We start from the raw sequence: 21,842 nt of genomic DNA, 5'->3' as shown, positions 1-21,842 counted from the left end.
GAGATGTCTATTCAGTTTTGATCAAAACTTGATTAGTGGTTAATTATGTCTTACTATGTAAGATAATGTAAGTTAGCTGGGTGAGCGTATGCCACAGACGCAACAAAAATCTGTTACCTTTAGAACCGAGGCAGCAAAACTCGCCACCCTTGATGCTCTTTCTGAGTCCTTAGGTCGTGACAGGACTTCGCTTCTCAATGAAGCTCTTGATGCTTTCATTGAGGTTCAGACTTGGCACAAGCGCGAGATTATGAAAGCACTAGAAGAAGTGCGTCGGGGTGAAGTTATTTCAGAAGAAGAAATGGATGAGTTTTTTAAAGAACTAGTTTCATGAAACTTGTCTGGTCTCCCACCTCAAAACGACACCTCATTGCCATCAAAGAATACCTTATAGACCGAAACCCCAAGGCTGCTGAAAGCGTCATTCTGGCAATTCAATCATCGGCAAAGGCTGTCAAAAAAACACCATTCATCGGACGACCTGGACGAGTAGAGAGCACCCGCGAACTCGTTATTCAAAAGACCTCTTTTATTATCGTCTACGCAGTTACTGAGCAAGTCGAAATACTCGCCGTCATTCACTCATCGCGGATGTGGCCAGACTCGTTTTCAACATAATTGAGATTTGAGAAAAATAGGTAACTGCCTACAGCACTAAATAGCAATTTATTCATTGTTGCTGGGTAAGATGTTGAATTTGCGAGGCTGACTCAATACATCTAGACTACTCTTAATACAGCCCTCATAAATCGATCAAAATTATTCATGAGGGTAATAATTCTGTGTTTCTTGTAAAAGGTGATTTGACTTTTCTATTAGTTTATCAACCTCTAACCTATCGTCACCTTCGGCAAATGAATTAAGAGCTTGTTTTAATTCTTGTAGCTGCTGGAATGGTAACTCTTGATCTTTAAGTGATTGAGATAGATCATCTCTATAGTTACCTAAGTAAGAGTCAAGAGCTTTAAAATATTCCTTAACTTTTTGCTGAAAGTATGATTCAGTATATGCTTCAGCTTGTTGTTTTATTTCCTCTCCCTTGCTTTCAATTAATTTTATAACTTTGAATATTAGACATGACTTTTAGATAAGTTAATATTATTTAAACCAATGTTTTTTATTTTACATTCAGTTATGTTTGCCACCTAACTAGGAAAATAAAAATATACTAAGTGGGTGTTAAACCCTTTATTTATAGCTAGTCTGTACAAGCTGACTAAGAAAGCGGAAAGGCTCCGCCTACTTATGTGTAGCCCCAGACTTCTAGCCAGAAGGTTAATTTAGACATTTGAGATGCTCCGACTTAAGCTAACTCCCCAGCACCAAGCCGCAAAGCATACGGGCAAGCTATAATTCTCTTGCGGAGCAACGTAACAAAAATTTATGAGTAACCCCCTTGTGCAAGCCTTTTTCGTAGGCAGAGCGGTAGCTGAAGTGCTAAATGAACGCTTAGAAGTCGCTTTGACAGACGCTTTGAGTGATTTGGGCAAATTTGATGCTGAAGCTAGAGAACAGCTACGCCAGTTCACAGATGAGGTCATAGAGCGGGCAAATCGGGCAGCAGAAGCTGCTGGCTCTGGTACAACCACAAGTAGTGGACAACCAGGTTCTGAGTCAGTTGACTTGCAAGCTGACATTGACGAATTACGTGCAGAAATTGCCCTTTTGCGTACCGAATTACAACGTTATCGCAGTAATCCTGTATAAACTCTCGGCAAAATTCCATACAGGAGCATTTTGGTCTTGAGATTTAAGAGCGAGGTTTTCCGGTATTTATCCTGTCTGCAATGGGCAGAATAAATTCTTTGGAGGCAATCGGAAATCCGCTCACCCCAAATCCCAAATCCCCAATTCGCACAAACCAGCACGGTATTTGCTCAAGCTTGATCTAAAACAGTTTAGGAATCAGAGTGTCTTTTCTTCCTGGTGATTCGGTTAAAACCCAACGGTACGCAAAAAATATGGAACAAGGTTATTCAGATAAGGCATACCGTTGGAATCGTGAAAACTACTCTAGCAGACGCCGGTTTGTGGACATTTGGTCTTTTGTCTTGACCTTAATGTACAAGCTTTGGCTTTATGACAAATCTTGGAGTTACGCTGGCGGTTTAACTGAGGTCAAGCAAACTGCCAGGCGTAAAGTACAAGCGGTCTGGATTCGCACTACGCTGCTGGAGTTAGGTCCAACTTTTATTAAAATTGGGCAACTTTTTTCTACCCGTGCTGATATTTTCCCCGGTGAATATGTAGAAGAACTGGCCAAGTTACAAGACAAAGTCCCAGCATTTAGCTATGAACAAGTAGAAGCGATTATTGAGCAAGAACTAGGCAAAAAGCTGCCTGAACTTTTCCAAAGTTTTGAACCGATTCCCCTGGCTGCTGCTAGCTTGGGGCAAGTACATAAAGCGGTGCTGCATACTGGAGAATCTGTTGTCGTTAAGGTGCAACGTCCTGGACTGAAGAAGTTATTTGAAATCGATTTACAAATTCTCAAGGGGATTACCCGTTATTTTCAGAACCATCCTACATGGGGAAGGGGAAGGGATTGGGTGGGAATTTACGAAGAGTGTTGTCGGATTCTCTGGGAAGAAATTGATTATCTCAATGAAGGTCGAAATGCTGATACTTTTCGCCGGAACTTTCGCGTTTACGATTGGGTAAAGGTGCCGCGGATTTTCTGGCGTTACACTTCGCCGAGAGTGTTGACTTTGGAGTATGTCCCCGGTATCAAAATTAGCCAATACGAAGCTTTAGAGGCAGCGGGTGTGGATCGAAAGGCGATCGCTCGTTATGGTGCCCAAGCCTACCTGCATCAACTGCTGAATAATGGTTTCTTCCACGCTGATCCCCACCCTGGTAATCTGGCTGTCAGTCCTGATGGTGCTTTAATCTTCTACGATTTCGGGATGATGGGGCGGATTAAAGCCAATGTGCGGGAAGGACTGATGGAAACACTGTTTGGGATCGCCCAAAAAAATGGCGATCGCGTGGTTCAGTCGCTGATCGATTTGGGTGCGATCGCCCCAACAGATGACATGGGTCCAGTGCGGCGTTCCGTCCAGTATATGCTGGACAATTTCATGGATAAGCCCTTTGAAAACCAATCGGTGGCAGCTATCAGTGATGACCTTTATGAATTAGCTTATAATCAACCATTTAGATTTCCCGCCACCTTCACTTTTGTGATGCGCGCCTTTTCTACTCTTGAAGGGGTAGGCAAAGGTTTAGATCCCGAATTTAACTTTATGGAAGTTGCCCAACCGTATGCAATGCAGCTTATGACCAATATGAATGGTTCAGAGGGGAATAGCTTCTTGAATGAATTAAGTCGTCAAGCAGTTCAAGTAAGTAGTACTGCGTTAGGATTACCACGCAGATTAGAGGATACACTAGATAAACTAGAGCGCGGCGATATGCGCGTGCGGGTTCGTTCCATAGAAACAGAGCGTCTGCTGCGGCGGCAGAGCAACATTCAATTAGGAATGAGCTACGCTGTGATAATCAGTGGATTTACCCTTTCAGCAACGATTCTATTAGTTAATCATTATGTATGGTTAGCACTGCTGGCTGGTTTAATAGCTGCCGCAGTTTCCGTGATCCTGATCCGCATGCTTCTGCGCCTTGACCGTTACGATCGTATGTATTAATTAATTCCCAAGAATCTATGAAACTTAACTTCACCGGTATTAGCGATCCGGGACTTATTCGTTCTAATAATCAGGATGCTTACTATATCGACCCAGAAGGGCGATTTTTCATAGTTGCTGATGGTATGGGTGGTCATGCGGGGGGCGAAGAAGCAAGTCGCATTGCCACCCAGGAAATTCAGACGTATTTGCTCGCAAATTGGCAATCCCCCAAGTCTTCGCCAAAATTACTAGAGCAAGCTTTGTTGGAAGCCAACGCCGCAATTTTGCAGGATCAGCAAACTCATGCCGAACGCGCCGACATGGGAACAACGGTTGTAGTGGTCGCTTTCCGGGAACCCGATTCGCCTTGGTGTGCTCACATTGGTGATTCACGACTGTATCGGTTACGGGAATCGCAATTACAACAAATAACAGATGACCATACTTGGGTAGCAAGGGCGATCAAAATTGGTGACATTACCGCAGATGAAGCACGGGTTCATCCTTTTCGTCATGTATTATCCCGCTGTTTGGGACGTGAAGACCTGCATCAGGTCGATGTACAACCGCTGGATGTAAATATCGGCGATCGCTTGCTGTTGTGCAGCGATGGTCTGACAGAAGAACTCGCCGACCACAAGATCGCTGATTACCTCCAAAACACCCCCTTGCTTGATAAAGCCGCTATATCTCTAGTCGAGGCGGCAAAAGACCAAGGTGGACACGATAACATCACCATCGTCATTATCACCCTTGAGGAAAATTCTTGAGGTTAGTCAGTTGCTAGTAGTCAGTTGTTAAGTGTTTCAACTGGCTGCTGACTACTGTGACTTAAGCATCTTTATAGAAAAAAGCCGAAAAAAGTAGATATACTCAGCTATTTGTTCAGCTTGAGCATTTTTCCTACTTACAACTTGATACAAATATTTTTAACCTCCTAAGTTACTTTAAGAGGCTTTATTTACATAATCTAGTAATATTGACATTTTGCACCTAATAAGGTATGGCAATCATCGTTTGCGCTTATTACCTTTTATCCCCCAGATCCTCAAGTCCCTACTGACATGAAAATATCTAATCCTCTCGTCAAAGAAGAGGTCTAGAAAGCTGGGGGGGGAAAGCACACTTAGGTTTCAACAAGGTCTATTTACCCAAAATATACCTTAGCGGACTTGGGTTGTATATCAGTAGGGTTAGGTGCAAGATATCTGAGTAGAAAAACCACCCATAAGGGTATGGGCAATTTAGTCAAACACTTGTTATCTTTCTTAATACGGAGGAACAAATGTATGACAGACAAAAGTCCAAGTATTATCCCTTTGGTCCTTCAGTAACCGAGATCACCTTAACGCGTTGTTTTTTTCGGAGTTAACTATGAGCCAACCAATTGAACTTTCCCTAGAACAGCAATTCAATATCCGCTCATTTTCCAGTCAAGTGCAGCAAATGAGTCCCGAACAAGCTAAAGACTTTTTAGTCAAGCTCTATGAGCAAATGGTCGTGCGGGAGGCAACTTATAAGGAGCTTCTCAAGCACCAGTGGGGCTTAGATTCAGGTTCCACTATGGCATAGAGTAGCTATTCTTGTGTCGCAGTGGGCGACCTCCTTCTCTTGCTTAGTTCCAAGGAGGAAAAGAGCTGGGGATGCCGGGGCGTCAACTCCGATCAGCCATTCTCATAACCGATCACATCTACAAACAAAGCGGAGAAATTCGCTCCACAATCCAGTAGCAGAACGAGTAAGCTTTTAAGTTGCACATCCTACTACGCAGTCTGAAATTCTCGGAGCTTTCAGGTTAATTTTGCTGTTTATGTTAGCCAAACTCATTCCAGGCTCGGCTTGCTTGATCGTTTGACCCGTCTATAGATTACTATTCCTTCTATTACTTACAGAGGAATATTACCGGGCGTTGAAGTCTAGCCAGCTTTAAAAGCTAGAATTTTTAGGCTTAATAATTTATATAACTAGAACTGACAACTATCAACATATTTCGTTTATAAAAATTAACATTATCTGGCTTGCTTCTCTTGGATTACATATAATTCATGTAATATGAGAGAATTTAATTTAGCCGGAAAGATCAAATGGGGAATCTGTATCCATCGTTTCCAGCTTGGCCAGAATTTGGGGCTTAATTTTTTCATACTCAGTTTTGAGTAAACTTTTACTAAGTTGAGGGTCGGCAGATGATGCCATGATATCGCTCGTTTTAACCCACTGTTGCAGTCGTTCACATTGGGCGGGGGCGACGCTGGAAAGTAGGACGTGGGCGCAGCGACCTGGGGACTCTCGTGCAAAAAACAACAGGCGATAGTAAGCTGTATGTCGCAGTAAGCGGATGATTTCTTGACCAAAAACGGTTTTGAGATCAAGGTAGTAAGGTAGCCATTTCGGGCCATATTTGCGGTTGTAGATGACAGTAACCCACAACAGCATCGGGTGGGGGATAGAGATGAAAAGAAATTGATTGTACCGAGTACAGACTAAGCGCTTTTGAATTTCTTGTTGGGGTAGCATAACCCACAGGGCTGGGACAATCTCCCCGTTGACATGGATGGGCTGGGGAAAAACAATATCAGCAATCGGTTTATTTTGGGGCCAAGAAGTGAAGCGGGTAATATCATCGTTTGATGGGGCTGCCTGCAAATTGGTTTTTGTCTTCTGTTCAGGCTCTGTGTGAACCGTAACAGCCTTAGATAGTGGGGGAGTATTTTGGGGAATTTTGGGTGTGTTTTCCTGCTGTTCTGCGGATGCTAACACCTCCAGGATGTCACTGATGCTTTGGGGGCGCGAGTTTGCTGCTTTAGCTAGACAACTCATCACCAAATCTTCCACTTCCTTTGGGATTTGCAATGTAGGAGCAACTTCAGCCAAAGAACGTGGTTGTTGGTACTGATGTGCTTTATACCATGCTCCAAAAGAGTGGCTTGAGGGCAGCAGTGGCATTTTGCCGGTGAGCATCTCAAACATCATCACGCCCAAACTATAAATATCGGAGCGGTTGTCTAGTTCCTTACCCTCCATTTGTTCAGGAGAAGAGTAAGCTAACGTACCTAAATAGAATTTCGTATGATCGCTATCTGACAGTAGTAACTTAGCAATACCAAAGTCTAGAACCTTGACCAACTCGCCAAAACTGGGATCTTGAATCACCAGCATATTGCTAGGCTTAATGTCGCGGTGGATAATGGGGCAGATAATGCCATCAACCAAAATGCCATTATGAGCGCACTGTAACCCCAGGCTGATTTGACGCGCCATACTGAGGAATCTTGCTAAAGAAAGATGTTGCTTACGAACCAGATTGTTCAGTCCTTCTCCCTGTAAATATTCCATGACGTAGTACGGGGTGTTATAGCGTTTCCCAGTCTAATGAAGTACACTGATTAAGATTAAAGCTGTGCATCTACTAAAGGTTTAAAATGAAACCATATTCCCTAGATTTTCGCCAAAAAATATTTGATACATACTTGGAAGATGGAATATCACAACGTCAATTAGCAAAAAGATTTTGTGTCAGTTTAAGTTTTATTCAGAAATTACTAAAGCAATATAGAGAAACAACAAGTATTGCTCCTAAAGTTAGGACGAAACAAACTCCTCCAAAGCTAAATAAAGAACAACTTAACATTCTCGAAGAAATACTTGAAGCTCAGAATGATGCTACTTTATCAGAAATTCGCTCAGCACTCAAAGAAAAAACAGGAATAACAATTGGTATCTCTACGGTAGACCGGATGTTACAGAGGATAGAAATAAGTCTAAAAAAAACATTGCACGCCTCAGAAAAAGAAACAGAAAGAGTTCAATTATTAAGAGTACAATTCTGGCTTCAACTTCAGGGAATATCGGCGGAAAACCTGATATTTATTGACGAAGCAGGAGCTAATCTATCTTTAATAAGACACTCCGCTCGTTCTAAAAAAGGTAAAAGAGCGCATGGCTCACGACCTCAAAAACGTTGCAAAAATGTCTCCATCATTGGTGCGATCGCTCTTCAAGGAGTGATTAGTCAATATAGTATTTTAGGAGCAACTGATGGACTGACATTTGAGGCTTATATTTCTCAAAAATTAGTTCCAAACCTGTGGAAAGGTGCTTATGTAATTATGGATAATTGTTCAATTCATAAAAGTGGAGAGATTGAGAAATTAATCGAAGCTGCTGGAGCTAAATTGATTTATTTACCACCATATTCTCCTGATTTTTCGCCAATTGAGAATTGTTGGTCAAAAATTAAAAATATACTACGTTCTATTGGAGCTAGAAGTTATCCGGACTTAGCAAAAGCAATTGAAACTGCTTTTAGTCAAGTCTCATTAAATGAGATTCATAATTGGTTTACCCATTCTTGCTACTGTACCTCACTAGACTGAGAAACGCTATATTGTCGTCTACGCCATAATCCATCACTCGGACAATATGAATACTTTTTTGCCCAAGCAAGGCACAGGTTTTTGCTTCTCGCTCAAACCGTTCTTGCAAGCGCATCTTTTCATTTTGGATTGACAAGGCGAGAAATTTAACAGCAACCGGTACGCCTCCCAACAAAATATCCTTAGCACGATAAACTCGGCCCATTGCTCCAGTACCAATTAATTCCTGAAGCTGGTAGCGTTTGCTGAGTAAGCGACCAAGGTTGGGGTCTGACATAGAAAAATTCAACTCTAATGTTCAACAATCGGGGGAGAAATTTTCCCAGTATATAGGTTTTGACAATCCCCTAGCTCGAAGCCTAGGAATTATTGGTTCAACTGCTTTCATTGCGGATAGTACCTATTTGGATGTTTGACCAATTGGGGTTGTCAGTAATCCAGCCCGAAGATCCGGGTCTTTTTTGTCAATTAAAGAAGCCAGTACTGAACGCGAACAGCGTCTTTGCCTGAAGAAGACTGGTTTCCCGTCGCAGGCAACTGACGTGGGAATTGTCTTGGTTTCCGACGGGTCACATTTGAGGCTAAAACCCAGTGTCTTTAGACTGGGGTAGCTTACATACTAGCATTGGCAATTACCTCTTGATGTGGTGATTTTCACCTAAGATGTACTGGTTAGCTAGACTATTCCCATCTAACTTGACTACAGCTAAGGGAGCCAGTGCCTTGCTCATGGCGTCAGTTGTAGCAGATGAAGTCCAATATTCCGAGCCTTAATTTTGACTCAGATTGCCAAAATTTGAGTTAGCTAGCCGGCTAAGGGTTGCCAAAAATAGGCATGAGTCACTTCTGTACTGCCACTTTTGCTATTTTGGTTGGCGCTCTAGGCTCGCTTCCATTGTACTGGTTAAAAAATGACCAGTTAGGATGCCACTGGTGAGGTAGTAGGCATCATCAGAAATTCGGTGTAGGGTTTCAAAGCCACTACGACGTTGGCGATCGCCTAGTACCCAGTAACGCTGCACAATAGTATCTGGACAAATCCAGCCCTCGCCTTCAATTTTCCCTAAAAGATTATGCTGGAGTAAGTAAGTGTATTGGCGCTCTCCATCATCCAAGTGTCCCTTATATCGCAAAGAAATTTCTGAGCGATCGCTTCCTGGAAAAATCAGCTTTGTTGCCATAGAAAACCAGTTATCTCGATTCCAAACCACTAAGGTCATACCCTTAACACTAATTGGCATACCATTACGTTCTAGCCAACTACCTTGGATGATCCAGCGTCCTGGTTCTAATAAAAAAGTTTGAGCCACCTTCTACATTCCTTGTCTTGATCCAGTACCGCAAGAGTGGAGATAAATTATGAAATTACCGACACGGATAATCCTTAGTATACTCAAGGCTTCCAGGAGGTTCATCCGCAGTGATTTTGGTGGATATCGCCAAAGAGTTGTGCTGTAGCACATCCAAAAAGCTAATCGGCGTCTGGAGATTGGGTACGCTCACAGCTTCATGACAGTCACTACCGCTCACGACATGAGTCACACCTTGCCTCCTTAATTCGCGCACACATTAGGGTGTATCATGCCAGCGACCCACCTGACCCAGGTTAATAAATATTTTCTTGTCTAAGGTTTCTGTGCGCTATTTGGTGGCATTGAGCAAACCATCTGCGCCAAATTTTTGCTAGTTTCAACGCCGTACTCGCTCCAAGAGAAGTAAGCCACGTAGCGCTGTATCTTTGTTTTCAGCCAGCCAGTCCGGAATTGCCACCACTATTTTCACATATAGGTGAGAATTTAGACTCAGTGTTTACCTGGCAGATTTGGAAATAATGATACTAGAAAGCTATTTCCAACAGAGGAGATGAATAGAATTAAATGTGATACGCGAGTAAATTGTATACAGTATAGGTTTGGTCAGTGTAACACTCTTCCTGTCTGAAGAAATTTCTCAATTATCAAAAAAGATATTGGTGAATCTCTCCCAACAGCACTGCTTGAGGTGCGCCAGTTGCGGCGGGTAAGTTACCAGGAATGCCCGAATATCGCCAATAGGCTAATACGGCAAAGGCGATCGCTTCTTTAAAATCTGCACTCAAACCAACTTCGTCTGTAGTCACAACAGGCACTGATTCTAGCAACGCTTCTAACCGTTGTTTCAAATAAAGATTGCGACTACCACCGCCGCATAGCAATACCCGTTGTGGCATTTGCTTCAAGAAAGTGCGGTAACTGTGAACAATTGAAGCTGCTGTAAGTTCTGTGAGAGTTGCCAGCAAGTCGGCTGGACTGAGTTGGTATGCTTGGGCGTCTTGTAAACACTGATGGAGGTAAGCCACACCAAATAACTCGCGGCCAGTAGATTTAGGTGGAGGTAAATGAAAGTATTCTTGACTAAGCCATTGTTCTACCAATAGATAGCAGGGAGTACCACTTGCTGCCCAATTGCCGTTTTCATCATAGGTTTTAGCACCAGCGGTTAAATGCGCCACTGCCAAATCCAACAGGCTATTTCCTGGGCCTGTATCCCAGCCGCAAATTTTATCTAGCCAGTCATCACGACGTGGGGGAATATAAGCAACATTCCCAATGCCACCGATATTTTGAATACACCTTCCCTCTTGGGGATGACTAAGCAAATAAGCATCGACTCTCGGCACTAAAGGCGCACCATGTCCACCAATGGCAATATCAGCGACACGGAAATTACTCACCGTTATCATCCCTGCCACATGAGCAATCAAGGCACCACGTCCTAGTTGCAGGCTGTAGCCTAGTCCTTTATCCCTTGGTGGCCGATGGTAAACTGTTTGACCGTGGGAGCCAATTAAGGTGGCTGGCTGGTAACCGATTTGAATATTTTGCGCGGCTTGGGCAAAGGCTAGAGCGATCGCATCATCTATTTCGGCTAATTCTGCCATTGAGATGGCCGTTCCTGCGCCAATTGCCAAAATGCGCTCTCTAAGTTCGGCAGAGTAAGGATATGTTTCCCCTGCTAGTAGTTCAACTTGCAGATCCAAATCTGTACCGGAAATATCTACTAAAGCAGCGTCTATGCCATCAACAGATGTGCCGCTAATTAAACCAATAACGCGAGTTGGATGCATTGGCACCAGATTCTTTGGTTAATTGCCAAAGGTAGTTTAATTCATGGCGCTGCCCATGTCAAAAAGCTAGCTAACACATTCAATTGAACCAGAGGAGTTGCAGGGAGATAAATATTTGCGAGTCGAACCACCCTGTGCTGATTTTCCTTCAGTGCTTGATTTTCCTCTTTTCAGATGCAGCAGGTGGTAATAATTATCCTGAATTTTCAGCCTGAGATGAAGATTTTTTTTCGCTGGCAATGATGTGCAAATCGACGTTTTTGAGCAAATGCACCAATGTTTGAATTAAAGAACCTTTCAGCAATAGTTGCCAACGCGATCGCTGACTGGCACCGATGACGATTTGGGTGATGTGGTGTTTATGTGCTTCTTGTGCGATCGCCTGAGCGACATTATTGTTGGTAACCCGAATAAAAGTCCCGGCAAATTCTTTACACAGCTTCTGGCAAGTGTCAACGTGTAGGCTTTCTTCTTTGGTGAGGAAGTGGTGAGGATCGGCGACAAATAGAGTATACAGCGGGGCGTTCATGTAACTAGCCAACCTAGCACCCCGGCGTAACAGTTGTACGGAGTTGGGATAGGTGGATACGCAGACCAAAACCCGCTCTTGAATATTATAGAATTGCCCGTTGGGGGTGGATGCGATCGCCTCTTCTTCGACGTTGTTTGCTACTTCCCGCAAAGCTAATTCCCGCAAAGCAATCAGGTTACGGCGTTGGAAAAAGTTATCGAGGGCTTGTTCGATTTTTGGCGGTGCATAAATTTTGCCTTCTATTAACCGTTCTTCCAGGGTTTCGGGCGTCACATCAACTACTACGACTTCATCTGCTGCTTCCAAAATGCGATCGCTCACCCGCTCACGCACTACTACGCCTGTAATTCGTGCTACTAAGTCATTGAGACTTTCCAAATGCTGAATATTCATTGTGGAATAGACATCAATGCCTGCGGCCAAAATTACTTCCACATCTTCATAGCGCTTTTTCCTTGGGGAACCAGGGACATTAGTATGTGCCAGTTCATCGATTAATACCAATTGGGGCGATCGCCTGATAATTGCCTCTGTGTCCATTTCTGTGAGCATCAACTCACCATGAGGAACTTGCCGATTCTTTACAATCTCCAGCCCCTCTGCTTTGGCTGCTGTCTCCTTGCGTCCGTGGGTTTCCAAAAGCCCAATGACAACATCAATTCCTTCTTGTTTGAGTGCGTGTCCTTCTTCTAGCATCCTGTAGGTTTTGCCTACACCAGGAGCCATACCAATAAATATTTTGTGTTTTCCTCGTCGCGCCAAAGACATAGCAGAACTAGCAGAAGTTAAAGGTTTAGTGTCAGCCGAACCAGTATTAGTATCATTCAACATCTCGCGCTGAGTAATCATCATCTAGTTCATCAACAATAACTAACAACTGACCGAATTTTAGATTTTAAATTTTGGATGATGGAATTGAATATTCAAAATCCAAAATTTTCAAAGGGTTACAAGCCTCCGAATTTATACTCGCTCCGCGAGAAGCAAAATACGTGAAACAAATCTAAAATCTAAAATCCATAATTAAATGATAAGCCCCTGACTTGATTGCTGGGGTCAATCTAAAATCTAAAATCTAAAATCCAAAATTGTTTGACCATTTATTGATTTTCCTTACGGTTAATTTCTTGCAGGTCAAGAGCATAATTCAATCGCAGAACATTGACTCCTGGCTCCCCAAAAATCCATAAAAATCTGCCATCAGTATATTTATTGATTAAAGGTAATATTTCATCTTCTCGGACTCCACGTATACGCAGCACCCTTGTTAACTGCTGTCGTGCTGCTTTCAAAGAAATATGCGGGTCTAAACCAGAGCCAGAGGTGTAAATCAAATCAGCGAACGGTTCCAGATTTTCATCTCGGAATTGATTTCCTTGCTCAAGAATCCGGTTCGTTAGTTCAGGATTGCTAGGAGCGAGATTACTAGCACCAGATATGCCTGTGGGATTAGCTTTTTTCCCTTGGCTATATCTCACAGCACTGGGACGTCCATGAAAATATTGGTCTGAGGTAAACACCTGGCCAATCAAAGCCGAACCAATGGGTTTAGCATCTATATTTTGGATGATGCTGCCATTAGCTGAAAATGGGAAAAAAACTTGACCCACTACCACGATCGCTAAAGGATAGATAATTGCTGTCAATAACCAAAGCACCAGAGTCATGCGAACTGCTCTGATGGTTTCTCGAAAAATATACATATAAATCTTGCAAAAACCTCTAAAAATTGCTGTAATTTATCAATTAACCTGATGACACTCTACTAGAATCGCTCCGGCTGAAAAACAACCACAAACAAGTAAATGACTAATGCTACCGCCACAAAGCCCAAGATGCCAATTGCCCAGGCTGAACGACGTTCTAAGATGCCACCACCAGCGGCATAAACAACAGGAGCAATTACCAAGTTCAAGCACAGCGTCATAAAAATCACGATTGGCATTTGTTGTTTACGGCATCGCGACCAGATCAAAGACACTGCCTGCATTATATCCATCGGCAAAAACTTTTCTAGTAAATCAACTCGTTTCATTATTTTCTTCTAACCTTTGAGTAACCACCCGGATGGCGGCTAATGCAGTTAATTTTTGATTTTTGAATTGTTTTAAGCTAATCCCACAACTGTGATGAGCATATCTATTAACTTAATGGCGATAAACGGCGCAATCACTCCACCTAAGCCATAAATTAAGATATTGCGTAGTAGCAGTTGATTAGCTGTCAAGGGTCGAAACTGCACGCCCTTCAATGCCAAGGGAATCAAAGCAGGAATAATCAAAGCATTGTAAATCAGTGCTGATAATATGGCAGAGTTAGTGCTGGTTAACTTCATAATATTCAAGCTCTCCAGGTTAGCAGCAGCAAAGATCACTGGGATAATTGCAAAGTATTTAGCAATATCATTGGCGAGAGAAAATGTCGTCAATGCCCCACGAGTAATCAGCAATTGTTTACCAATGCTGACAATATCGATCAGCTTTGTGGGATCGGAGTCCAAATCCACCATATTAGCTGCTTCTTTAGCCGCTTGGGTGCCTGTATTCATGGCGACGCCGACATTAGCTTGAGCCAGGGCTGGAGCATCATTAGTCCCGTCCCCAGTCATTGCCACCAGTTTACCTTCTGCCTGTTCCCGTTGAATGACGCTGATTTTATCTTCTGGTGTGGCTTCGGCGATGAAGTCATCTACCCCAGCTTCCTTGGCAATCACAGCAGCGGTAATTCGGTTATCACCAGTCAGCATCACGGTACGCACTCCCATCCGCCGCAGTTGGTCAAAACGTTCGCGAATACCAGGTTTGACAATGTCTTTGAGATAGACAACACCGTAGATTTCGTTATCTAAGCAAACAGCCAGGGGTGTACCTCCTAATTGGGATACTCGTTCATAGGCAGCATTTAGTTCTGGGGTCTCACGTCCGTTGCGGGAACGGACAAATCCTTGAATTGCTCCCACTGCTCCCTTGCGTACCTCACGTCCACCGGGTAAGTTAGTGCCACTCATGCGCGTTTTGGCGGAAAATTCCAGTCCTTGGGCGGAGTTGCGGTCAAAATCGAACTTTGCGCCTAACTTTTCTGCCAATCGCACAATGGATTTACCTTCTGGGGTATCATCAAAAACGCTTGCTGCCCAAGCAACACTAGCAATTTCTGACATTGAATGGCCGTTGATCGGGATAAACTCTTCTGCCAAGCGGTTACCGAGGGTAATTGTACCTGTCTTGTCCAAAATTAGGGTGTTGATATCACCGCAAGCTTCGACTGCGCGTCCTGAGGTGGCAATGACGTTAAATTGAGCTACTCGATCCATGCCGGCGATGCCGATCGCACTGAGTAAGCCGCCAATGGTTGTGGGGATGAGGGCTACTAACAGGGCAATTAAGACCGGTACGCTGATTGGACTTTTAACATAGTAGGCGAAGGCGGGCAGAGTTGCCACCACAAACAGAAATACTAAGCTGAGAACTGCCAGCAACACTGTTAAAGCGATTTCATTCGGCGTTTTGCTGCGTTCTGCCCCTTCGACTAAGGCAATCATCCGGTCAATAAACCCTCTACCTGGGTCAGCGGTGATGCGGATAATTAGTTCGTCGGAGATAATCCGGGTACCACCTGTGACAGAACTGGCAACGTCTGAACCTGATTCTTTGAGGACTGGTGCTGATTCTCCAGTGATTGCCGATTCATCGACTGAGGCGACACCCATAATCACTTCGCCATCGGCGGGAATCATATCACCAGCAACCACGTAGATGTTATCGCCCTTTTTCAAACTGGTGGAAGGGACTTGCGTAATTGTGCCGTCATCTGCGAGTTTTTTGGCGGTCGTTTCCGATTTTGTCGATCGTAAAGCATCGGCTTGGGCTTTACCCCGCCCTTCTGCCACTGCTTCGGCAAAATTGGCAAACCAAACGGTGAAGAACAAAATTGCTGTCAATAAGCCATTGAAAAGTCGTGGGTTATTCTGGGGGGTTGGCCCAAACAGGTCGGGATCAATTGTCACTGTCAGGGTGATGATTGTCCCGACCCAAACCAAAAACATCACGGGATTTTTGATGGCCTGTTTGGGATGAAGCTTGACAAAAGCATCCCTGATTGCCCTAAGGTAGAGCCATTTTTTACTTAACCGCGCCTTTTTGCGTCCTTGACGGCGATCGCTAGGACGATTACGTGGAGATCTAGGTTTTGAGGTAGGTGCCGCTTTCATATATGTGGTGTGTGAGGAGGTGGGTAAAATCAAAAGTCAAAATACTTGATTTTGCTTTTTGCTTTTTACCTTGTTTTAATTGCCAGAAGCTAATCTAAAGCCTTCGGCTATCGGGCCTAAAGCTAGAACGGGAAAGAAAGTCAGTACTCCCAAAACTAGGGTGACTCCAGCAGTGACACTGGTAAACATTAAGGAATCAGTTCTCAAGGTACCAGGTGTTTCTGGTACTGTTGGTTTGCCAGACATACTGTCAGCTAACAGTAGGATGGCAATAATCGGGATGTAGCGCCCTGCTAATAAGCTAATTAGAGTACTCAAGTTCCACCACAGGCTGTCATCCTTTAACCCCTCTAAACCAGAACCATTATTTGCTGCTGCTGAGGCGTATTCATAAACGACTTGAGAGATTCCATGAAAGCCAGGGTTGCTAATTCCAGACAAGGAGATTGGATAAGCTAAGGCGATCGCACTGGGAATCAAAACCACTATCGGGTGGATCAGCAGCACCACGCTAGCAAGGACGATTTCCCGTTTTTCAATTTTGCGCCCGAAAAATTCTGGGGTGCGTCCTACCATTAACCCGGTCAAGAATACGGTGAGAATTAGGTAAATGAATAGGTAAGCTGTGCCAGTCCCCTGTCCTCCCCAAATAATTTGGATAAATAAGTTGAATAAGGTCGAAAATGTTCCTTGGGGCATTAGGGAATCGTGCATCCCATTGACAGCACCACACATAGTAGCGGTAGTGGTGACTGCCCACAAGGCTGTTTGGGCCCAGCCAAATCGAACTTCTTTACCTTCTAAGTTGGGCTGTTCTAATCCCAAGTTATTATTGATCAGCGGATTACCTTGCAGTTCGCCGACTGCTGTCACCCAAACTAAAACGACAAAAATCACAAATACCATCCAAAAAAGTAACCAAGACTGTTTGATGTTGTTAGCAAATAAACCATAGGTGTAAATCAAGGCTGCGGGAATAGAAATCATGGCGATGGTTTCTATTAAGTTAGAAGCAGGATTGGGATTTTCAAAGGGATGGGCAGAGTTAACGCCAAAAAAGCCACCGCCGTTTTCACCCAACATTTTGATCATCTCAAAGGATGCGACGGGCCCTCTAGCGATATATTGCGTCCCACCCTCTAAGGTTTCTACAGCCATAGTCCCAGACAATGTTTGCGGTACGCCTGATGCCAGCAAGGCGATCGCCCCAATAATTGAGATTGGCAGCAATATTCGCATGATTGCACGGGTGAGATCGACGTAAAAGTTTCCCAGTTTTCTACCTGTCAACCCGCGAATAAAGGCAATTCCTACCGCTAAACCTGTGGCTGCTGAGGTGAACATCAAAAACCCTAAAGCCGCTACTTGGCTAAAATAGCTTAATGTGGTCTCGCCGCTGTAGTGCTGCTGGTCGGTGTTCGTCAAAAAGGAAATGGTGGTGTGTAGCAAAATATCCCAGGTAGGCGCACCAAAGCCATTGGGATTCCAGGGCAATATTCTCTGAAAATATATCAGCGAGTACACCAAAATACCCATGATTAAGTTGCTGTATAGTACCGCCCGGATATATTGCCAACCTGTCATATCTTCTTTTCTACTGATACCCGCTAGTACGTAGATACTTCGCTCTATCGGGTTGATGATCGGGTCAAGCAGTGTTCTTTCTCCCAAGAAGACACGCGCCATGTATCTTCCCAATACGGGAGTGATTGCAATGACGATACACAACGTTAAACCAATTTGTAAAAAACCTTGTCCCATGTATTTCGCTCTCAATTAAATTTAAGTACTAGCTAGGCAATTATTAGGGGATAACCGATGAATTACGGAATATTTTGATGAATAGCCCTTGAGAAATATCTTATATCTCCTCAATTCTCCAATCTGGATTTACTAATTTCCAGATGCTGCTTGAAGTTTTTGTTAAACATCTCTAATTTTTCCTCTGATTCATTTATTTGCTAGTTAATATTATCTGGTTATACAATAGAACGTCAAAATGTGCTACTTGGAAATATCTAAATTTAGTGATATTTTTATTACATTATTAGCGCTAGTCCAGTATAACTTTACACTTTTTGTCAGCCTGTTATTAACCATGACTGAGGTGGTAGCTATCTCACCGGAGTTGTCAAATTAATTTGAAAAATGAACTGAAAAGGATGCTGAGAGTATGTAGTGTAAAGCAGTAGCCGTTCGACCTATCCTTTATAAGACGCTTTACGCTTAGTCATTTCCTCCTGAAGCGGAGGCTAGCATTGAGAAACAAGGGAAGTTTTAACGAATCATTCAAGACTGATATAGCCCAGAATTATATTGTATATTTCACGCATTGACTGAATATAACTATTGTTGACAGCATTTTTAGATTCTAGATCTTCCTCATTTATGAATTTATAGGCATCAGATTTTAGATTTGGACTTGCAGCTTAATGCAGAATCCAAAATAGAAATATCTAAAATTTAAAATATATATATATCTGGCAGAGTCAGCCTTCAATAATGATTGTTCCTAGTAGTTGATTCAGATTCATTAATTTAATAGTTTTGATTGATTTGGGGAATGCTTTACTTATCTAAACTTGAAAAATTAATCTTTCTGGAAGTGCAAAAGAGCCAAAGAGAAAGAAGACAACATTTAAAAGTCATTACGGATATATCTGAACTCAATCGGATTAGTATCTGGGTAAGTTCCGTTTTTTGGAAGTTTAGATTTTTACCAGAAGACAGACAGCTTTAGCACCTATAGTTTTTTGAACTGAAAATTTTCTTGCTAAATATTTTATACAATAAAATTTTGGTAAATTTAATGGCACATTAGATATATTATCAGGCAAATAAACTATGCAGCAATCATATTTAAAATTTAAAAACTATATATCCAGAGATCGAGAGTATATTTGCAGATATAGATCTTAATTAAATAAGAATTGTAGCTTAATTAAATAGTTAGCTTGATTATATGGTTTTGAGTATTGAGAAAATTATGCCGATGTTACCTCGATTATTGACTAGGAAAATTGGTGTTTTAACTCTTGATGAAAGTTGGAGCACATACTGGCTAATGGCGATCGCCTTTGCTGTGGTGATTGGGTTGGAATACTTGACACCGCCACAGTATGTATTTGGCTATCTCTACACGGGGACAATTTTGCTAGCCAACTCCCGATTAAACCGAGCCGCAGTGCTGGTTGTCACCCTAGCAGCGGCGGGATTAACGCTGTTGAATTTGTTTGTCCCCGGATTAAAAGCGACTGATCCGCCAACAGTGTCGAATCGGTTGATTGCAGTACTAGCCCTGGTGGTGACGGGTTGGTTAAGCGATCGCAACCGCCGCAACGAAGAAGCGATCGCTTATACGCAAGCACAGTTACATGCTCAAAAACAACTGGCAAGGATGCGTGAAGATTTCGTTTCTACCCTGACTCATGACCTAAAAACACCCTTATTAGGAGCAATTGAAACGCTGAAATCTTTTGAAAAACAGCAATTTGGTGCAGTTACATCAACCCAAGAACAAGTACTGCAAACAATGGCTCGCAGTCATAGCCAGACATTGCAACTCGTGCAAACTCTTTTAGATGTTTACCGCAACGATGCCGAGGGGCTGAAACTTCAGCTATCCCCTGTTAACTTGCTGGCTGTGGCAGCCGATGCAATTACCACCCTGACGGAACTAGCGAAAACACGTCAGGTGTCTGTTTCTCTTGACAATGGCAAATCAGATTTTCGCAGTTTTTTTTGGGTAAATGGTGATGCTTTGCAACTGAGGCGAGTTTTCAGCAACTTGCTGATCAATGCCATTAACCATACGCCCCGTGGCGGTAAAGTGGAAGTAGTACTGGAGAATTATTCTGGGGATCAAGTTGTGAAAGTACTTGATAGTGGTTCTGGGATCACCGAAGAAGAGCTACCCCACTTATTTGAGCGGTTTTATCAAGTCCAAGGCGATCGGCTGATGTCAGGATCGGGACTGGGGCTTTATTTAACTAGACAGATTATTGAAGCACATGGAGGGACAATTTGGGCAGAGAATTGCTCACCACAGGGAGCAATGTTTGCTTTTCAGATACCTGCGTCACTACTTCCAGGGACTTAAGATGGAAAGGCTAATCAATTCAAAATGCAAAAATTGGATTCTTGATTTTGCTTTAAAATTTAAACATCAAGCCAAGCGACTGACAAATGACTAAAGCTGCGGCTACACTAAAAATCTTACTTGTTGAAGACGATGAACTGTTTCGCCTGGGCCTGCGGACGCGGTTGCAACAAGAAACGGGTTTGGAAATAGTCGCAGAGGCAGAGGATGGGGAACAAGCTGTAGAATTGGCAAACCGCTATCCCCTAGATTTGGTGTTGCTAGATATAGGTTTGCCGGGAATTGGTGGGATTGAGGCTTGTCGCCAAATTAAGCAGCAGCAGCCAAACTTACCAATTTTGGTTTTAACCTCTCGTTCCGACAAAGCCCTGATTTCCCGATTAATTATCGCAGGTTCTCAGGGTTATTGCCTCAAAGGCATTCCCGCCGAGTCACTGATACTGGCAGTACGATCAGTAGCAGCAGGTGCTTCTTGGTGGGATCAAACAGCGACAGTAGAAATTAGGGCAGCTTTTGAGGGCAATTCCCCAGCACTTTTACCCACAAAAACTGCCGAACCTTTAGAAAATCCCTTAACGAAGCGGGAGCAAGAAATTTTGGCGCTGGTGGCTGGTGGCAAAAGTAATCAAGAAATTGCCAAAATTCTCTACATTGCCCCCGGTACGGTGCGGGTTCACGTCCATGCCATTTTAAACAAGTTAGAAGTGCGCGATCGCACTCAAGCCGCTATTTTAGCTATTCAAAAAGGATTGGTAGCGCCAGAATTGTTGATTAATTAGCAAATCACCAATGATTACTAACTGGCTAAAAGATTCTCATTTAACTTTTTCAGTTGGGACATATAGCCCTAATTTTGTTATCTAAATAAATAATCATTGCATCAAGCCAGCGAATGAAACTGTGATGAATGCCAGGAAGACATTGAGAAGATGAGTTTGAATTAAGTTTAGAAAATTCGCTACATCCATCCTCAGAGAGAGAGATTTCAAGAAAGTCTTTGTGGAATACTCTAAGAGAGATTTCAAGAAACTACCGCATGCCTACTATCAGCATAAATAAAAAACAAATGTACTACTACGAGCGGGGACAGGGTTTTCCTCTCGTGTTTGGACATAGCTTTCTCTGGGATGGAACTATGTGGGAACCTACGATTGAGGCTTTGTCTGCTAATTACCGTTGTATTGTTCCAGATTTGTGGGCACATGGACGTTCAGACTTACCTGATTACAGCCCCTATCCAATCGAAAAAATTGCCGAAGATATGATGAGCTTTTTGCAAGCCTTAAAACTTCAGCGTTTTGTGATAATTGGGCTTTCGGCAGGCGGGATGTGGGGTACTCACGTAGCACTAAATCACCCTGAGAATGTGGCTGGATTAGTTCTCATGGATACTTATGTCGGTTCTGAATCAAAAGAAAGCCGCACTCAATATTCTCAAATTATGGCAGCGGTTGAGCAAGCAGGACTAATTTCTCCACTGCTGATAGAACAATTGATGCCGCTGTTTTTTTCGCCTTTAGCTCTGGAGACAAAACCGGAATTTGTGAAAACATGGAAACAAAATTTATTATCTCTTAATGCCGAACAAGCAAGCGCTATGTTTGCCGTAGGAAATGAGATTGTTAATCGTAATTCGCTGCTAAATAGATTAAATTCCATCACTTGCCCTTGCCTGATTATGGTTGGAGAAAACGACCATTTTCGACCACCGCATGAATCTGCTGAAATGGCTAATCATCTCAAAAATGCTAAACTAGAAATTATTCCCCATGCTAGACATATCAGTAATGTGGATCAGCCAGAAGTTGTCAATGGGATTTTGAAGCAGTTTCTTGGTGAAGTGATTAAGTCTTGAGTTTGATTGCAATTAAATCTATAGCAGTCCTAAAT

At 43.0% G+C, this 21,842-nt stretch carries 18 protein-coding genes and 2 pseudogenes; 10 read left to right on the top strand and 10 right to left on the bottom strand.

Annotated features, from left to right (window positions below):
• Positions 1-88 precede the first annotated feature (88 nt).
• From CYLST_RS12640 to CYLST_RS12615, 6 genes are all read left to right on the top strand, one after another.
• Entirely contained in the window at positions 89-334 is a 246-nt protein-coding gene (locus tag CYLST_RS12640) for a CopG family ribbon-helix-helix protein (protein WP_015208119.1), read from the top strand.
• A complete protein-coding gene (locus tag CYLST_RS12635) occupies positions 331-618 on the top strand; it encodes a type II toxin-antitoxin system RelE/ParE family toxin (RefSeq protein ID WP_015208118.1) in 288 nt (95 codons plus the stop codon). Before CYLST_RS12640 ends, CYLST_RS12635 begins: the two co-directional genes overlap by 4 nt.
• Before the next feature lie 765 nt (positions 619-1,383).
• Entirely contained in the window at positions 1,384-1,707 is a 324-nt protein-coding gene (locus CYLST_RS12630) for a DUF6825 family protein (protein ID WP_015208117.1), read from the top strand.
• Between the two features lie 254 nt (positions 1,708-1,961).
• The gene (locus tag CYLST_RS12625; RefSeq protein WP_041233088.1) at positions 1,962-3,647 is read left to right on the top strand and encodes an ABC1 kinase family protein; all 1,686 of its coding nucleotides are present in this window, start codon (positions 1,962-1,964) and stop codon (positions 3,645-3,647) included.
• A gap of 17 nt (positions 3,648-3,664) precedes the next feature.
• Positions 3,665-4,399: a Stp1/IreP family PP2C-type Ser/Thr phosphatase gene (locus tag CYLST_RS12620; protein ID WP_015208115.1), complete on the top strand. Its 735-nt coding sequence runs from the start codon at positions 3,665-3,667 to the stop codon at positions 4,397-4,399.
• A gap of 604 nt (positions 4,400-5,003) precedes the next feature.
• The gene (locus CYLST_RS12615; protein WP_015208114.1) at positions 5,004-5,201 is read left to right on the top strand and encodes an NblA/ycf18 family protein; all 198 of its coding nucleotides are present in this window, start codon (positions 5,004-5,006) and stop codon (positions 5,199-5,201) included.
• Positions 5,202-5,696: 495 nt separating this feature from the next.
• On the opposite strand, the pseudogene CYLST_RS12610 reads toward CYLST_RS12615, so the two are convergent.
• Positions 5,697-6,983 (bottom strand): annotated as a pseudogene (locus CYLST_RS12610) (serine/threonine protein kinase); the annotation flags it as partial.
• A 68-nt stretch (positions 6,984-7,051) separates the two neighbouring features.
• On the opposite strand from CYLST_RS12610, the gene CYLST_RS12605 reads away from it, so the two are divergent.
• Positions 7,052-8,005, top strand: coding sequence for an IS630 family transposase (locus tag CYLST_RS12605; RefSeq protein ID WP_015208113.1), 954 nt, complete (start codon positions 7,052-7,054; stop codon positions 8,003-8,005).
• Positions 8,006-8,015: 10 nt separating this feature from the next.
• On the opposite strand, the pseudogene CYLST_RS12600 reads toward CYLST_RS12605, so the two are convergent.
• The 9 genes and pseudogenes from CYLST_RS12600 to kdpA form a co-directional block, all read right to left on the bottom strand.
• Positions 8,016-8,282, bottom strand: a pseudogene (locus CYLST_RS12600) (serine/threonine protein kinase); the annotation flags it as partial.
• Positions 8,283-8,868: 586 nt separating this feature from the next.
• Entirely contained in the window at positions 8,869-9,315 is a 447-nt protein-coding gene (locus tag CYLST_RS12595; RefSeq protein ID WP_015208112.1) for a hypothetical protein, read from the bottom strand.
• Positions 9,316-9,370: 55 nt separating this feature from the next.
• The gene (locus tag CYLST_RS34470) at positions 9,371-9,547 is read right to left on the bottom strand and encodes a hypothetical protein (protein WP_157162576.1); all 177 of its coding nucleotides are present in this window, start codon (positions 9,545-9,547) and stop codon (positions 9,371-9,373) included.
• 415 nt (positions 9,548-9,962) lie between these two features.
• Positions 9,963-11,111, bottom strand: a complete 1,149-nt coding sequence (locus CYLST_RS12590) for an anhydro-N-acetylmuramic acid kinase (protein WP_015208111.1) — start codon at positions 11,109-11,111, stop codon at positions 9,963-9,965.
• A gap of 193 nt (positions 11,112-11,304) precedes the next feature.
• Positions 11,305-12,492 carry a universal stress protein gene (locus tag CYLST_RS12585; RefSeq protein ID WP_041233617.1) on the bottom strand — a complete coding sequence of 396 codons (1,188 nt, stop codon included), beginning with the start codon at positions 12,490-12,492 and terminating at the stop codon, positions 11,305-11,307.
• 251 nt (positions 12,493-12,743) lie between these two features.
• On the bottom strand, positions 12,744-13,346 hold the full coding sequence (gene kdpC / locus CYLST_RS12580; RefSeq protein ID WP_015208109.1) for a K(+)-transporting ATPase subunit C: 603 nt from the start codon (positions 13,344-13,346) through the stop codon (positions 12,744-12,746).
• A 62-nt stretch (positions 13,347-13,408) separates the two neighbouring features.
• Positions 13,409-13,678, bottom strand: coding sequence for a K(+)-transporting ATPase subunit F (gene kdpF / locus CYLST_RS12575; protein ID WP_015208108.1), 270 nt, complete (start codon positions 13,676-13,678; stop codon positions 13,409-13,411).
• Between the two features lie 72 nt (positions 13,679-13,750).
• Positions 13,751-15,853, bottom strand: coding sequence for a potassium-transporting ATPase subunit KdpB (kdpB, locus tag CYLST_RS12570; protein WP_015208107.1), 2,103 nt, complete (start codon positions 15,851-15,853; stop codon positions 13,751-13,753).
• 75 nt (positions 15,854-15,928) lie between these two features.
• The gene (gene kdpA, locus CYLST_RS12565; protein ID WP_015208106.1) at positions 15,929-17,614 is read right to left on the bottom strand and encodes a potassium-transporting ATPase subunit KdpA; all 1,686 of its coding nucleotides are present in this window, start codon (positions 17,612-17,614) and stop codon (positions 15,929-15,931) included.
• A gap of 1,231 nt (positions 17,615-18,845) precedes the next feature.
• Here kdpA and CYLST_RS12560 point away from each other — a divergent pair.
• The 3 genes from CYLST_RS12560 to CYLST_RS12550 all read left to right on the top strand — a co-directional run bounded on the left by CYLST_RS12560 (position 18,846) and on the right by CYLST_RS12550 (position 21,807).
• A complete protein-coding gene (locus CYLST_RS12560) occupies positions 18,846-19,952 on the top strand; it encodes a sensor histidine kinase (RefSeq protein ID WP_041233086.1) in 1,107 nt (368 codons plus the stop codon).
• 86 nt (positions 19,953-20,038) lie between these two features.
• Positions 20,039-20,731 (top strand): response regulator transcription factor, encoded by a 693-nt coding sequence (locus CYLST_RS12555; RefSeq protein ID WP_015208104.1) that lies wholly within the window; start codon positions 20,039-20,041, stop codon positions 20,729-20,731.
• A 257-nt stretch (positions 20,732-20,988) separates the two neighbouring features.
• Complete coding sequence (locus CYLST_RS12550; protein WP_015208103.1) at positions 20,989-21,807, top strand: alpha/beta fold hydrolase; 819 nt, start codon at positions 20,989-20,991, stop codon at positions 21,805-21,807.
• The last annotated feature ends 35 nt before the right edge of the window (positions 21,808-21,842 follow it).

This window comes from Cylindrospermum stagnale PCC 7417 (assembly GCF_000317535.1).
Classification (GTDB): domain Bacteria; phylum Cyanobacteriota; class Cyanobacteriia; order Cyanobacteriales; family Nostocaceae; genus Cylindrospermum; species Cylindrospermum stagnale.
This window is presented reverse-complemented; position numbering and strand designations above follow the sequence as displayed.